At 54.6% G+C, this 15,518-nt stretch carries 10 protein-coding genes and 2 pseudogenes; 6 read left to right on the top strand and 6 right to left on the bottom strand.

All coding sequences use genetic code 11. The features are described 5' to 3' along the window. Nucleotides 1–86: 86 nt before the first annotated feature. Nucleotides 87–808 (top strand): annotated as a pseudogene (locus HCU66_RS18830) (amino acid permease); the annotation flags it as partial. 344 nt (nt 809–1,152) lie between these two features. On the opposite strand, the gene HCU66_RS18835 reads toward HCU66_RS18830, so the two are convergent. From HCU66_RS18835 to HCU66_RS18855, 5 genes are all read right to left on the bottom strand, one after another. Continuing rightward, nucleotides 1,153–2,091, bottom strand: a complete 939-nt coding sequence (locus HCU66_RS18835; RefSeq protein WP_205889889.1) for a carbohydrate kinase family protein — start codon at nt 2,089–2,091, stop codon at nt 1,153–1,155. Nucleotides 2,092–2,221: 130 nt separating this feature from the next. After that, nucleotides 2,222–2,860: a nucleoside/nucleotide kinase family protein gene (locus tag HCU66_RS18840; protein WP_205889890.1), complete on the bottom strand. Its 639-nt coding sequence runs from the start codon at nt 2,858–2,860 to the stop codon at nt 2,222–2,224. A 168-nt stretch (nt 2,861–3,028) separates the two neighbouring features. Further along, nucleotides 3,029–3,955: an ABC transporter substrate-binding protein gene (locus HCU66_RS18845; protein WP_205889891.1), complete on the bottom strand. Its 927-nt coding sequence runs from the start codon at nt 3,953–3,955 to the stop codon at nt 3,029–3,031. 43 nt (nt 3,956–3,998) lie between these two features. Then, complete coding sequence (locus tag HCU66_RS18850; protein ID WP_205889892.1) at nt 3,999–5,021, bottom strand: ABC transporter permease subunit; 1,023 nt, start codon at nt 5,019–5,021, stop codon at nt 3,999–4,001. Continuing rightward, nucleotides 5,018–6,577 (bottom strand): sugar ABC transporter ATP-binding protein, encoded by a 1,560-nt coding sequence (locus HCU66_RS18855; protein WP_205889893.1) that lies wholly within the window; start codon nt 6,575–6,577, stop codon nt 5,018–5,020. Before HCU66_RS18855 ends, HCU66_RS18850 begins: the two co-directional genes overlap by 4 nt. A gap of 517 nt (nt 6,578–7,094) precedes the next feature. Here HCU66_RS18855 and HCU66_RS18860 point away from each other — a divergent pair. The 3 genes from HCU66_RS18860 to HCU66_RS18870 all read left to right on the top strand — a co-directional run bounded on the left by HCU66_RS18860 (nt 7,095) and on the right by HCU66_RS18870 (nt 11,645). Continuing rightward, nucleotides 7,095–8,105, top strand: a complete 1,011-nt coding sequence (locus HCU66_RS18860) for a substrate-binding domain-containing protein (protein ID WP_205889894.1) — start codon at nt 7,095–7,097, stop codon at nt 8,103–8,105. Between the two features lie 412 nt (nt 8,106–8,517). Next, nucleotides 8,518–10,182: a glucose-6-phosphate isomerase gene (pgi, locus tag HCU66_RS18865; protein ID WP_205889895.1), complete on the top strand. Its 1,665-nt coding sequence runs from the start codon at nt 8,518–8,520 to the stop codon at nt 10,180–10,182. 236 nt (nt 10,183–10,418) lie between these two features. Continuing rightward, nucleotides 10,419–11,645, top strand: coding sequence for a maltoporin (locus tag HCU66_RS18870; protein ID WP_205889896.1), 1,227 nt, complete (start codon nt 10,419–10,421; stop codon nt 11,643–11,645). A gap of 341 nt (nt 11,646–11,986) precedes the next feature. Here HCU66_RS18870 and HCU66_RS18875 read toward each other — a convergent pair whose 3' ends face one another. After that, complete coding sequence (locus HCU66_RS18875; RefSeq protein WP_205889897.1) at nt 11,987–13,144, bottom strand: alpha/beta hydrolase family protein; 1,158 nt, start codon at nt 13,142–13,144, stop codon at nt 11,987–11,989. Between the two features lie 1,207 nt (nt 13,145–14,351). On the opposite strand from HCU66_RS18875, the pseudogene HCU66_RS27535 reads away from it, so the two are divergent. Together HCU66_RS27535 and HCU66_RS27540 are read left to right on the top strand one after the other, a co-directional pair. Then, a pseudogene (locus tag HCU66_RS27535) lies at nt 14,352–14,648 on the top strand (HAMP domain-containing protein); the annotation flags it as partial. 57 nt (nt 14,649–14,705) lie between these two features. Continuing rightward, a complete protein-coding gene (locus HCU66_RS27540; RefSeq protein ID WP_420908063.1) occupies nt 14,706–15,506 on the top strand; it encodes a methyl-accepting chemotaxis protein in 801 nt (266 codons plus the stop codon). Nucleotides 15,507–15,518 lie beyond the last annotated feature (12 nt).

Here is a 15,518-nt window from a genome sequence, read left to right on the forward strand (position 1 = left end):
CGCTTCGACCATCGGCGGGGGCCGCACAGGTAAATGTCGAATGGATTGGCTTCGAACGACTGGCGGTCGAAGTGATCAGGAATCCAGCCGCCGCCGAATCCAGCAACCCCGCACAAAACATTGCCAAGGCCACGCGTTCAGTGATCTGGCGCATCGGGGTGTTTTACCTGCTGTCCATTTTGTGGTGATTTCCGTCGTTCCCTGGAACGACCCGCTGCTGGCTTCGGTGGGTTCCTACCAGCGAGCACTGGAGCTCATGAACATTCCCCATGCCAAGTTTCTGGTGGATGTGGTAGTGCTCATCGCCGTGGCCAGTTGCATGAACTCCTCCATCTACATTTCTTCGCGCATGCTCTACTCGCTGGGACGTCGCGGCGATGCGCCCACGTCGCTGAAGGCGACCTCCCAGGCGGGTGTGCCCAGGGCGGCGGTCATCGCCAGTACTGTATTGGGCGCGGGAATCACCGTATTCAGTTACTTCATGCCCGCCGGCCTGTTTGAGTTCCTGCTGGCCAGTTCAGGCGCGATTGCCTTGCTGGTGTATCTGGCCATTGCGGTATCTCAGTTGCGCATGCGCCGCATGCTGCGCCGGCAGAAGATCGAACTGACATTTCAGATGTGGCTATTTCCGTGGCTCACCTGGTTGGTCATCCTGTTCATCTGTGCGGCGCTGGTGGTGATGATGATCACTCCCGAGCACCGCACCGAAGTGAGCACGACCATCGGTCTGGCGTTGGCGATTTCCTTTATCGGCCTTGTGACGTCGCGTGAGCCTGCGCAAGCGGCGAGGGTGACTTCAGTGGGATAGGTGATCGGGTGGGCTCGGGGCTCAGCCCCCCTGTCACACACAATCTCTTTCTCCGTATGAACGAGTTGCCTGCGCCCGGGGTTTTCCCGAAACATTGCGCAACCTCAAAGAGGTATCGCCCACCGCCTACCGGACCTTACATTCGACAAATCACCTTCATCCATACGAGACGGAGATTGTGCGGTGGTCCTCGCGCTGTCTCGACCAGGTCGCGTCGCCATCTACGCCGATCACAGCCAGCGCCCGCAACAGCAGCCTTCGCCACAGCCCAAGTCAAGCGGCGGTGGGGGACCCGACTTGCTCGCGAAAACTGCAATGCCCGCGATACAGATCCTGACCAGATATCAATCCAACTGATGCCGATAAGGCAAGTCCGGCCCGGTCTTGCCGCAGGTCAGGGCGGCGGCGCTGACGGCGAAGGTGAGCATCGCGTCGATCTGTTCGCGACTCAAGCGCTGCAAACCCTCCACCGAATCTAGCTGCTGTTCGGTCAGCCAGGCGATCAATGCCGCTTGGAAGGTGTCGCCGGCGCCCACGGTATCAGCCATCACCACCATGCAGGCCGGCGCCGACCAACTGCCATGGCGGCGGCTGAATACCGTTGCTCCCTGGCCGCCACGAGTGAGGAATACCAGCTGGCAGCGGTGTTCCAGCCAGCCATGGATCACGCTCTGCGGGTCACGCTCGGGGTAGAGCAGGTTCAGGTCCTCGTCGCTGACCTTGATCAGGTCGGCATGCTCGACCAGAGTGTTGATGCGTTCGCGCCACAGTTCGATATTCGGTTCTGGGTTGAGTCGCACGTTGGGGTCGAGGCTGATCAGGCGATTGCCGCTTTCCCGGCGGACCAGGGCCAGCAGTGTGTCGGCAATCGGCTGCACCACCAGCGAGAACGAGCCGATATGCAACCCACGCACCTCAGCGCCTAATTCAGGTAAATGCCCGGGCAACAGCTGGCGATCGGCACAGCCTTCGCCTCGGAAGCTGTAATGCGGCGAGCCGTCGGCACCGACGGCGACCATCGCCAGGGTGGTCGGTGCGTCGAAGTCCTGCAGGTAGTCCGGGCGCACGCCTTCCTCCTGCAGCACTTGCTGTAAACGCCGGCCGAGGTAGTCGCTGGACAGCCCGGCGAACAGCGCCACGTCGATGCCCAGGCGGCGCAAGCCGACGGCGACGTTGAATGGCGAACCACCGGCAATCGCTTTGTAGTTCACTTTTGAAGCTTGAGCGTTGACGTCGTTTTCACTGAAGAAATCGAACAGCGCTTCACCACATACCAGATACATAGTCATTCGCTCTTTGAAGGTTCGCTACAAGTTGTTGATAGCGTTCGTAGGCCTGTTAGCGTTAAAAAGCTAGCCAAGCAAAGCGCTTGGTTAACGCGTGATTCTTTCTCAAAAGAGAGGAAGTGGGATCTTAATTTGTGATCGTGAAGTCAGCGATATTGCTGGCCGACATCACAATGTCGGCATTCGGAAGATCGTTGCGATGAACTTTTTCATAGGAAGTAGACTCATCGAAACCCAATGATCGCCATCGATCAAGTAGGCGCGCTTCCAGGGTTTTGCGGTCAACCTGCAGCATTATGGTGGCGTCAAAACAGTCTCTTAAGGACGACCATGGGGCGAGGTCTAATAGAAGGTAGTTTCCTTCCACGACGAGATATTTCACGTCAGAGGAAATCAATTGTCCTGCAGCACGGGAGATCTCCAGGATTCGATCGAATACCGGAACGGCAACAGCGGGTTCGTTGTTCGCACGAAGCCGTAGCAGCAGACTCCTGAAACCACCCACATCGAATGTATCAGGTGAGCCCTTACGATCTAAAAGGTTCAAGGATCCAAGAACCGCGTCATCGTAATGAAAGCCATCCCCGGGAACGACAGCTGCGCTCCCCGGCATAACACTATTAAGAGCCTCTACCAAAGCCTGAGAGACGGTGGACTTACCGGCACCAGGCGGCCCCGCTAGCGCAACGACAATTCGATTACCAGACAGAGCCTTAACGTAGTTGAGTAGTTCTGTACTTACTATTGTGTTTGTTTTGGTAAACATGCCAAATCTCTCGTCAGCCGCCGTCGCTCAGGTTTCCCGTAGGTTCGCCCCTCTAGGGTTTTTCATGCCGTTCGGCCGCTGCGAGCATCTCGCAGCAGCCATTCTCCGCATACAGAGGTGGCTAGAAACCCCTATGTCATTTGACTCAACCCCTCAGTGGTCAGTTGGTCAATGGTCAGCTTGCCAGCCTTTGTACTCCATGACATTGGCTCGTGTTACCAATGAGGGTTGAAGCAGCACCGTTGTGCGTTCCAGCGATTTGCCATTCAGCAGGTCGTTACCCATCGTTACGGCTTGTTGTGCCTGGCCCCAAGGGGATTGAGAGGCGGATGCCTGAATCTGTGTATCGCTTTTGAGCGCAGTCTCTATATCGGGAGCCCCATCCACCGATGCGATAATGATGCCTTTGCGCTTGAGTTGTTTTGCTGCCAGGTCTGCACCTATGGCTTGGGGATCATTGATCGCGAACACCGCGTCGACTTTTGCAAAGCGAGTCAAGTCGCCTTGCATCACGCTGTAGCCACCTTCGCGCGAGCCTTTGGCATCCTGATTATCAGACAGTATCTTGATATCGGGTGTCTGCGCGAAAACACTCTTACAGCCATTGACTCGGTCCAGGACTGCTGAAGTCTGCGTCCCATTCTGGATAATAACGTTACCCTTGCCACCCAGCTTCTCAGAGATGTACTGACATACAATCCTGCCGGCTTCGACGTTATCGGTTTGTACCGTGGCGTTGGCACCTTGCACCATGACATCTACGCCCACAACCACTATGCCTGCCTTCCTTGCTTTCGCAATCGCAGGCGCGATTGCTACAGGGTCGACGGCGTTGACAAGAATCAAGTCCACGCCCGAAGAAATGAAGTTGTCGATTTGAGTGAACTGCTTATTCAAATCGTAATCTGCCGACACTGAGATAAATTTTGCTGCTGGATTGATATGCAGTGCCTCGGCTTTGGCGCCATCTACCATCGCTACAAAATAAGGATTACCCAGCGAGCCAACAGTTATGCCGACGGATTTCAACTCTCGCGCTTGCGCGGTGCTGAATGCCAGTAGTGTACAAACGGCGGTAAATATTAATTTTTTCATGAGAACTGTCTCTTGTTATTGGAGTGTGGGGGTTATATATGATTCAGGTTCGTGCACCTGACTGCCGAAAGCGATCGAGGGCTACCGCTCCGATAATGACAACACCTTTGATAATGTATTGCCAGATATCCGAAACTCCCAGCAATATCAGGCCGTTGGAAAGTGTAGCGATAATCAGGGCGCCAATTAGCGTGCCGACGATAGTGCCGACGCCTCCTGTAAAGCGCGTGCCTCCCAGAATAACGGCGGCGATAGCGTCGAGTTCATAAGACTGTCCCATTTGCAGTCCGTTAGCAGCCATCAGTCGAGCGGAAGTCATGATGGCCCCCACGCCCGCCAACAAACCGGACAGGGCATAAGTAAATAACAGGACTTTCCAGACTTTGATCCCCGACAACCGTGCGGCCTCAGGATTGCCGCCCACTGCGTAAATCTGTACGCCTAACACCGTACGTCTAAGAATAACCCACGAAAGAGTAACCACGACTACCGCGATTACAACCAGCCATGGCACCCCGAACAACGTATCGTTTCCAATGTAAGCAAAGGACAGGTCGGGATTGAAAACCGTTTTGTCTTCGCCGATGAGGCGTGCGATTCCACGCATCGCAGTCAAACCGCCTAATGTGACGATAAATGCCGGTAGCTTTCCAAAAGCGACCAATACACCATTGACGAGCCCTAGCAGCAGTCCGACTCCAAGCCCCGCAGCGATGGCCAAGGGAGCAAAACCTGGAACTTGCGATACCAATAGCGCCACTACTGCGGAAACAGCCAGAATCGAACCAACCGAAAGGTCGATTCCACCTGTCAAAATCACGAAAGTCAGACCTGACGCCAATACCACATTGATAGAGGCTTGCTGACTGATGATTGAGAAATTCTGAACCGAGAAAAAGCTCTCGCTCATCAGGCCAAAGCCTACACAAAGGAGTAACAATACGGGCAGCATGCCCGCCACTCTCATAAGTTGGCGCATTTTATCCTGCGTGGAAGCTCCGGCGATGCTTCGTACACCAGGCGTGGTGAAGTCACTTGCTACTTTGCTTTGCAGTGGGGAAGTCATTGGACTAAGTCTCCGTTGGCTAGAGTCAACCTGTCGCTGCCTGTGGCAAACGCGATAACGGCTTCAGGTGTGATATCAAGACCGCTATGGCCACCGAGTTCGGTGACAAGTTTACCTTCACACATAACCAATACACGGTCGGCAATTCCAACGATCTCTGGTAGTTCACTTGAAATTATCACTACGCAAACACCGGATGCTGCTAATGCATTGATGATTTTATATATTTCTGATTTAGCCCCAATGTCGACACCCGATGTAGGTTCGTCGAGGAACAATACTCTGGGCTTCATCTCCAGCAGACGAGCCAGCAAGACTTTTTGCTGATTGCCTCCGGACAACGCTCCAACATTGATACCTGAGGACGCTTTGATATTGAGTGCCTGGATTGCTTGTTCGGTACGTCCAGTTCCGGCCGTTCGGTCCACAAAACCCGCAAAGCGAGCATCACTTCCCACAACACATACATTGATATTGTCGTGGACACTCATGTCGAGAAAAAGACCCAGTGCTTTGCGGTCTTCTGTCAGATAGGCGATGCCTGCATTACCTGCATCGCGAGGAGAGCGTATGACTAGAATTTCGCCATCCATTTCAATCGTTCCGCCTGAGTGTGCATCGATACCTGCGATTAATCGGGCAAGTTCGGTTCTCCCTGAGCCCACCAGTCCTGCAATCCCGAGAATTTCGCCGGCATACAGATCGAAACTGCAATCTTGAATATTGAAGTCATCTGTAAGATTACGAACACGTAGTATCGGTTGCTCGTAAGAGCACAAAGAACGCTCATGGGCGTAGAAGCCGGAAACATCGCGGCCAACCATCATCCGGACCAGGGTTTCAGCTGACAGCGTGACGCGATCCAGCGAACCAACGTAATGACCGTCCCGCAGCACCGAAACAAAATCGGACAATGCGTATATCTCGGCCATTCGATGGCTGATGTAGATGATCGCGACGCCATCATCACGTAGCTGGCGAATCAATGTAAAAAGACTTTCGGTCTCTTTTGTGGATAGCGGCGTTGTAGGCTCGTCCATCACCAGGATTCGCGTATCGGCATGAATTGCACGCGCGATTTCAACAAGTTGTTGGTCCGCAATCGACAAGGTGCCGACCAGTGCGTGCGGATCAAATGTGACGCCAAGTCGCTTTAGTACTACGAGCGCGCCTTCGGTCATTGCCTTGCGGTTTATAACTCCGCATCGACGAATCTCTCTACCCAGGTAGATGTTCTCCACCACGCTCATATTTGCGCACAAGCTGAGCTCTTGATAGATGACGGATATGCCATGGCGCTTCGCATCATTCACGCCATAGTTTCGAATATCACACCCGTCGATTCGTATAGTGCCACTGTCGGCGACATAGGCCCCCGATAGTATTTTCATCAGAGTGGATTTTCCGGCGCCGTTTTCGCCCATTAGCGCGTGGATTTGTCCAGGGTAAATACTGAGTTCAATATCATGCAGGACGCGCACCCCATTGAATGACTTCGAGATGGAATGCATTTCCAATAGGGCAGGAGGGAGGCTTTCAGATCCAGTGCTCAGCATAGCTGTTAACTCCTTATCTACCGATTTGAGAGGCAGTTGAAACCTCTCATCGGTGTTCTTGTTTGAGCAACATAGTCGAAAGGAAAGCGCTTGCGCAAGCGCTTTCCTTTTCGTTCGAGGAATTCTCAAAAAAGCACTTCCACGTCCATCCCCTAGGGGAGTCCCGATCAAAGAGCACATGAAAAGGATGTTAGAAAAGCGCTTGCGCAAGCGCTTTCGTCTCGGCTATGCTTTTTTCAACAAGCGCTGCTGCGTCCATCAATTGGTTCGCAGGATGATCGCTACGATAATAAAAAGGAGTGCCCGGCTATGCTGCATAGCGGATTCCACCATCTCGATTCACAGACTTCAGATGCGCTGCGCATCTCGCTGGGTCTTTCACGAAATTGCGGGCTCGCTCCGGTATCAATTCCGAGAGCCATCGACGCATTTTCTCGCCGTGAGCTTTACAATAGGTAGCAACTGGACATGAGTTCAGCGCTATCCATCAAATCACGTGAGAAAGGAGTGATGCACAGTGGGCGCAAAGATGAGCGATGTCGCGAGAGCCGCGAACGTATCAATGTCTACGGTATCTCATGTACTCAACGGTACTCGTAAAGTACATCCGGACACCGTTCGTAGCGTGAATCAGGCTGTAGAGTCCGTAGGCTATATTCGAAACTCACTCGCGCGGTCTCTGGCTCGTTCCTCTTCGGGGTCGGGTGCCATCGGTGTGGCGATTGCTACGCTTTCAAACTATTACTTCAGTGAAACAGTACGTGCCATCGAAGCGGCATGCGCGAAAAGCGGTTTGATGATGATACTGGTCAATACGCAAAGAGATCCGGAACAGGAACTCAAAGCGGTCAAGGCACTTCATGAGCGACGCGTTGACGGGATTGTACTCGCCTCGGAATATGATCCAGAAAATCGAGTTTTTAATTACTTAAAAGCCAACAAGATACCCACGGTTCTCATCGATCGACTTCTCTCGACATCTTTCGATCAGGTGGGAGTAGAGAATAAGCACTCATCTCAAGAGTTGATTGCACATTTGATTAAGCTTGGTCATCGGCGTATCGGGATGGTATCCGGACGATTGACGCAGTCTTCTTCTCATGAGCGAATTGACGGCTACCGTGCAGCTTTAGCTGACGCTGGAATTGAGTACGAAGACCAATTGGTTTGCTGCGGTGAATCGGCGATTGCGCCGGCAATGGCAGCCACTCGCCGTTTGCTATCGCTAGAGCACCCGCCCACCGCAATAATGACTGCAAACAACTTGATGACCATTGGTGCAATGCAGGCTCTTCGTGAAACGGGGCTTGAGGTGCCAAAGGATATCGCGCTGGTTGGCTTTGACGATTTCGACTGGGCGGATGCTTTTAGCCCAAGGCTGACAGTTGTAGCGCAACCTCTCGAAGAACTCGGAGCCCAGGCTGTGAAGCTTTTATTGAAGCGTATCAAGCAACCTGAGGGTAGACGTCAGACTATTAGATTGAAACCCTCTTTAATCCAGCGAGATTCTTGCGGCGCTCCCAAATGACTGTACTCAGGGTTTCGTCCTGAGGATTTAGCGGTGCAGACGTGAGTCATTTGATGATGGTTCACGTCTCGCCGTCTGGATAACTTTGAAACTAAATGACTGGCGCCTGGTTTTCATTTGTCGTGCACGGATATGTATGTTTGCAGTGTTTTCTGCTTGAGTGCCCCGTGTTCTGTTTTTTTTCTTCAGGTTTCAATGATTTCGTTATAGAGATAGACATTTATTTGAGTCGCGATGGAGGGCGCTGGCCCTCGCGGGACTAAATCCGATAATGGGTTGTAACTACACAATGCAGGGTTTATTCCTGTGATGGCGCTTCTGTGTTTGCAGAATTACGAAACGCCCACATTTGAATGGCAAGACAAGAGTCGATTGAGACGGCACAAGCCGTATTGGCGAAGAAGGGCTGAGCATGAATAACTACAACAAAACGAATGATGTGACTGCACTGCCGGCATGGCGCAATCTGCTCGACCATCGCGAGAGCATGAAAAATTTTAGTATGCGCGATGCCTTTCGAGATGACAGTAAACGCTTTCAAGACTTTTCCTTGGCGGGCTGCGGGCTTTTTTTGGATTACTCCAAAAACCTGATCACTCACGAAACGCGTTCATTGCTTGTAAACCTTGCTCGTGAGGCAGGCGTGGAACAGGCAGCACATGCCATGTTCAGTGGAGAGAAAATCAACGGCTCCGAGGGACGTCCAGTGCTGCATACCGCGCTGCGGCGACCAGTGGGGGACGCTTTGATGGTCGATGGTCGCAACTTGATGCGCGATGTGCATGGAGCCCTGGCGCAGATGACTGACGTTGTGAGTCGTATCCATAACCATCTGTGGCGTGGTTATAGCGACAAGGTCATCACCGATGTCGTAAACATTGGTATTGGTGGCTCATTTCTGGGCCCGGAGCTTGTCTCTGAGGCGCTGGCGCCTTTTGCTCGGCATGGGGTGCGGTGCCATTATCTAGCTAACATCGACGGCAGTGAATTCCGAGAGGTTACAGCCGGACTGAACGTAGAAACAACGCTGTTTATCATCTCCAGCAAAACCTTTGGCACGCTTGAAACCTTGAAGAATGCACAAGCTTCTCGTAGCTGGTACTTGGCTAAGGGCGGGACGGAAGAGAAGCTATATCGCCATTTCATTGCTGTGACAAGTAATCGCCAGGCAGCGCTGGATTTCGGCATCCGTGAAGCAAACATTTTTCCTATGTGGGACTGGGTCGGTGGCCGTTACTCACTATGGTCTGCAATTGGCCTGCCGATTGCTCTGGCCATTGGCATCGCTAACTTCAAGGAACTGCTATCCGGCGCGTACGCTATGGATCAGCATTTCCTCAACGAACCATTGGAACAGAACCTTCCTGTTCTTTTAGCGGTACTCGGCGTTTGGTATCACAACTTTTGGGGTGCGCAAAGTTATGCTTTCTTGCCCTATGACCATTACCTGCGCAACTTCGTGAAGCATCTGCAGCAGATGGACATGGAGTCAAATGGCAAAAGTGTTCGTCATGACGGCACGCCAGTGTCCTGCACCACGGGCCCCGTAATCTGGGGCGGCGTGGGGTGTAACGGACAGCACGCTTACCACCAGTTGCTGCATCAGGGAACGCCTCTGATTCCAGCTGACTTCATTGTGCCTGTGGTCAGCCACAATCCAGTGGCTGACCATCAGGAATGGCTGTACGCCAATTGCTTGTCTCAAAGCCAAGCGCTGATGTGGGGCAAAACCCGCAGTGAAGCTGAGGCAGAGCTAAAAGCCAAAGGCCTTTCATCCAGTGAGATTGAACGACTGGCACCGCATAAAGTGATCCCCGGTAACCGGCCAAGCAATACAGTTGCACTTGAGATTATCAATCCACATAGCCTTGGTGCGCTGATCGCCCTTTATGAGCACAAGGTCTTTGTCCAGGGCGTAATTTGGGGAGTCAATTCGTTTGATCAATGGGGCGTGGAACTGGGCAAGGAGCTAAGTAACAGCGTCCATAGCCTCCTGACTCGCTATGACGCGCAACCGGCTGATGATTCCTCGACGCAGGGTCTTATAGATTTCTTCCGAGGGCGTCATCGGGGGTAGAGCCTCATAAGATTGGACGGGACTAATGTCTTATCGTTAGCTCGTCTGGTCACTTCGCACTGGCAACGCCTGGATTTTTCTCATGCTTTTGGGTTCAGCGGTGCCTTTTTATTCGATTTAACTTGGTATTTCCCTTTCGAAAACCGGTACGTGGGAGTGAACCGCGTACTTTGATTAAAAGCGAGCTGTTCGCGTCGGCCTTATCCAATAAATATAACAAACAAAAGGTGTTATGAATGAACGTTAAAACTCTCAGCGCAGTTCTGGGTGCGTCCTTTGCTGTCGGCTTTTTGCCCGTTAACGCATATTCAACAGACTTCAGTGGTTATTTCAGAACCGGAGTAGGGGATTCGACTCAAGGAGGGAAACAGTCGTGTTTTCAGCTACCGGGCGCGCAATCCAAATACCGTCTTGGTAACGAATGTGAGCAATATCTGGAGCTGGATTTGCGCCAGGATCTGCTTTCACTGGACGACGGCTCGGTGGTCAGCGTGGAAGGCATGGCACAGTTTTATAACGAGTATGGCCATGAACCAAAATTTGACGGGGAGCACGGCTATACGCGGATGAGTCAGCTCTATGCAGAGTGGAGCAAGATGCCGGCATTGAATGGCGGTTCGTTCTGGGCGGGCCGTCGTTACTACAACCGAAACGACATCAATATTTCCGACTACTTCTACTGGAACCAAAGCTCAACAGGCTTTGGGTTCGACCAGGTCGCGTTGGGAGATCTGAAATACAGCTATGTGCTCTCACGCAAGGACAACGTCTTCCAAAAGGATTTTGTCACCCGTCATGATGTGACCGTCAGCGGATTCAACACAAATCCCGGTGGCGAGGTTCAACTGGGCGTCAGTTATCTGGACAAGCCGAGCCGCGAGAATGCTCATCAGGGCTGGTCGGTGGTTGCCCAGCACAAGCAGGTCGCGTTTCTTGGCGGAGTCAACAAGTTCGCTGTTCAATACGGCCGAGGGCCGGGCACCGCATTGGGCTACACTGGTGATACCACGTTGGATGAGAGCAACAAGAGCTGGCGGCTCGTGGAGTTTTTCGACTGGCAAATGACTCATGCTTTCAGTGGTCAGGTTGAATTGGTCTATCAAAAAGACACGCGCCCTGATGGTGATGATCAGAACTGGTTATCCATTGGTGTTCGGCCAATTTATGCGTTCACGGATCAGTTCAAGTTGATCACAGAAGTTGGGCGCGACCAGGTTGAAGCCGCAGACGGTACCCGAAAACTCACTAAGTACACCATCGCGCCGACCTGGTCTCCAAAGGGCCCGGGATTCTGGGACAGGCCGGAATTTCGTCTGTATTACACCTACGCTACCTGGAACAAGGCTGCGCAACGCGCCGCCAGCTTGCAATCTCCGGGATCGGCATTGTCTGATACTGGTTCGTTTGGTACAGACCTGCACGGCTCCAACGTAGGGGTTCAGATCGAGTATTGGTGGAAATAAATCCTGAAATGACAGTGCTGACAATCAGCCCGGATCTGCTTCAACAACTGCGGATAGCGAGGGCAATCTAACGCTAACTAAGAACGCGCACCGGGTAATGTGGCGATCGTATTATCATTACTCCTCCTTCACTGCGACATGGCAACTCGCGGGGGAGGGGATTGCATAAGCCCGCTTTATTCACGCGGGCTGATGTCGATTGTTGATCAGTTGTCCTGCAGTGCACGCGGACGTTGGTTACAGGACTCAGGCCGGTAGGGGCTAAAAGATCGCCGAGTCGCGCAGTTGCACCATAAGGTCAAGCCAAGACCAGCCGCGAGTCTAGTGCGGTTTCACATCCATCATGCAGTACGACCGCCGAGAACTTCAGCGACCCAGTCGGCAATGTACTGACCGGCATTGATACTGTTATCGAAGCTCGAATGCTGGACGCCGCCTTCACGTTCAGTGAATATTTTCAGCTCGCGTTTAGGGCTATTGACCAACTGCTCGTAGGTGCGGTGTGCCCACTTCAGCGGAATCTGCGAATCCTTTTCACCGTGGGTGACGAGGAAGGGTACCTTGATGCGATCCAGTATGCCGTCCAGATGGACATTCTCGGCGATGCTCATGAACTCATCGGTGTCTTTGGCACCCCATACCCAAGACACATGCGACCAGTAATGCGGAACCGGGAAGCTGCCCTCCTTTTCCATGCGACGCTTCTGCACATCACGCCAGTCATGATTGGCACCCCACACGACACCGCAAGCGAAGCGCGGCTCGAAGGCTACCGCGCGCGGGCAGTAGTAGCCGCCGAGCGACACACCTTCCAGGCCAATGCGTTTGGCGTCGACATCGTCGCGGGTTTCCAGCCAGTCCACCACGCGGCTGGCCCAATGCTCGCTGTCGAAACGCGCCGTCAGATTATGCAGGCGCAGTGCTTCGCCCGTGCCAGGTTGGTCGATGATCAAAGAAGAAACGCCACGTTTTGCCAGCCAGGCGGGCAGGCCGACGCGGTATTTCATTTCTTTGGTGGAGTCCAGTCCATTGACCTGCACCAGAATCGGCGCTGGGCCGCTCACGCCTTCGGCACGGACCAGCAGACCGGAAATGTGTTTGCCTTCGTAGGGGATTTCAACGCGCTCGCAGTTTTCTCGCGCCAGTTCGATACCACGTTGGAAGGTGTGTAAAAAGCGCTGGTACAGCTCCGTGCGGCCAGGGGCTCCATGGGCTTGCAAGCGTTCGCAGCTCAGGTAATAGGTGGCGGCGCGGTTGTATTTTTCACCGGCAGACAACATTCGACCCTTGCCTTCGTCTTCTTCAGCCAGGCCGCAAAGCTTGTCGGCCATGTTCGCCCAGGTCTCACGGAAGGCCTTGCTGCCAGCGGTATCCGGCTGCTTGGCGGCCTCCTGCAGCGGCGCGCACATTTCTTCGATTTCGCCGATGCGGGCGCCCATCTCAATGGCCAGGTCGACGGAAAGATTCCACACGTAGTTGGTCGGGAAGTAGCGGAACATGATTGTTATTGTCCTTGTGCAAGCAAAGGCAGGCAACCAGGTCCGGCGTGGGTGATAGCCAGATCTGGCGGTTCGAAGCAGGCTAAGGGGAGGGCAATTGTTTGGCCAATCGCAAGTCGGGATGGGAGGTATTGCGAATGGTGATAGAGCGTATGTGTGTCATTGGCTTAAGGGTTTTCTACTCACAGATCAAGCAGCAAATCCAGATACCTATCATCGTACTTTGCGATTGCTCATAACGCGGGATGCGATTGGTGTTGTTGAGGTACGACTCACTAGAGTTGGCGCCACACCGCCGTTGGCTGAAGTCCCGGGCGGGCACTACAACAAGAACAGGGTATCGGCAAATGAGTGAGTCCAATTCCGGCACAGCGATCAGCCTGGGCGCCAAGGGCAGGATGTTTTTCCACTACCGTGGGAGGAATTGGACATGCTTGTATTGAGCCGCGTGCTTGGCAATCTGTCGGTGGGCGCCAAGCTGTCGCTGGGTTTTGGCCTGGTGCTGCTGGTCACCATGGGGGTGGCGGCGACTGCTTTTCGTTCCCTGGGTGTGTTGCAACTACGCGGTGAGCAATCGCGTCAGGAGTCATCGACCCAGGCATTGATCCTGCGTGCCCGTATCGACGAGAAGGCGTTCGCCCTGGACCTTGCTCCGCAACGCCTGGAGCTGGTACGCGAGACGATCGGGAAACTGAATCAGCAACTCGATGATGACCCGGCCAATAGCGCATCGCGCGCCACCGTACGCACGGCGGTCAGCGCTTATCTGGAGCAGTTTCTCGGCTATGCCGATTCGTTGCGTCGGGGTCGCGAAGCCCGCCTGCGCATGCAGACGCTGGCGCAGACGGCAGGCGACAGTTTTACCCTGCTGTTTCTCGATCAACTGGATGGGCTCAACACCCGGTTGGGGCAGGGTACACCGCCGAACAGCGATCAGATGGTGCGGCTTGAGCAGACCGCCGCATTGCGGGACAAGCTCGCCAAGCTGCGTGACAGCGAGCTGTACTATTCGCTCGATGGCGAGGAGCGTTACCGCAGCGACTGGGAAATGAGCATGAGTGACCTACTGGCTGCCATGCAGGCGCTCGATCTTGGCGAGCAGCAAGGCGAGTCGCTGCAGGAGGCGAGCACTGCCCTGGGCGACTACCGCAAGGCCTTCCGCGAGTTCGTCGACAGCCGTCGGCAAAGCGCGCAAAGCAGTGCGGCGATGAACGCGCAAACCGAGCAGGTGAGCAAGCTGCTGGCCGAGGCTGATGAACAGCAAAGGCAGGCGGTGCTGGACGATAATCGCAATGCTGATCGTCAGTTGGGCTTGATCACTTGTCTGGCCCTCGTCTTGAGCATTGGCGCCAGCTTGCTGATCCGCCACTTGATTGTGCAGCCGCTGCGCCAGGCTGTGCAGTTGGTCCAGCGTGTGGCGGCGGGGGATCTGAGTGATCCGCCGTCAGACAGTGGTCGTCGTGATGAGCTGGGCCAGTTGTTGGGCACAGTGGGCAGCATGCTGGGCAGCCTGCGCGGCTTGGTCGGACGCATCGACCGTGGTATTGGCTCACTCAACGGCATGGCCGGCAGCCTGGCCGAAGTGACCCAGAGCAACAGCCGGGGTGTCGAGCACCAACGCCAGGAAACCGAACGGGCCGCCACCGCCATGCAACAGATGGCCGCCACGGCGCAGGAGGTCGCCCGCAACGCGGGTGAGGCCAGCGAAGCGGTGGCGCATGCCGACCAACAAGCGCGTGAGGGCGATGAACTGGTGCGCCAGGCGGGTGGCAAGATCGACCACCTGGCTGTGGAAATGAGTGGTTGCGCGCAAGCCATGCGCTCCCTGCTGGTGGAAAGCGCGGCGATTGGTGGCGTGCTCGATGTCATCAAGGCGGTGGCCGAGCAGACCAACCTGCTGGCGCTCAACGCCGCCATCGAGGCCGCGCGTGCTGGCGAGCATGGTCGTGGATTCGCCGTGGTCGCCGATGAGGTGCGCGGCCTGGCACGGCGCACACAGCGTTCGACCACGGAAATCGAAGGGCTGATCGTGCGCCTGAGCAATGTCGCTCAACAGGCCGCCGAGCGCTTGCAAGGCAGCCATGTGCTGAGCGATGAAACGGTGGTGCTTGCCGCGCAAGCCTCCCAGGCGCTGGCGCGGATTACCCGGGCGGTGTCCAGCATCGAGCAGATGAACCAGCAGATTGCCGCGGCGGCCGAGCAGCAGAGTGTGGTGGCCGAGCAAGTCAGTCAGGGTATGACGCGGGTGCGTGAAGTGGCCGAGGGCAGTGCCAGGGAAAGCCTGCAACTGCAAGCCTCAACGGCCGACTTGCAGCAGGTTAGCGGTGAGCTCAAAGCGGCCGTCGGGCACTTCCGCACCTGACCGCTTTCGGGC

The organism is Pseudomonas frederiksbergensis (assembly GCF_017114915.1).
Lineage (GTDB): Bacteria > Pseudomonadota > Gammaproteobacteria > Pseudomonadales > Pseudomonadaceae > Aquipseudomonas > Aquipseudomonas frederiksbergensis_I.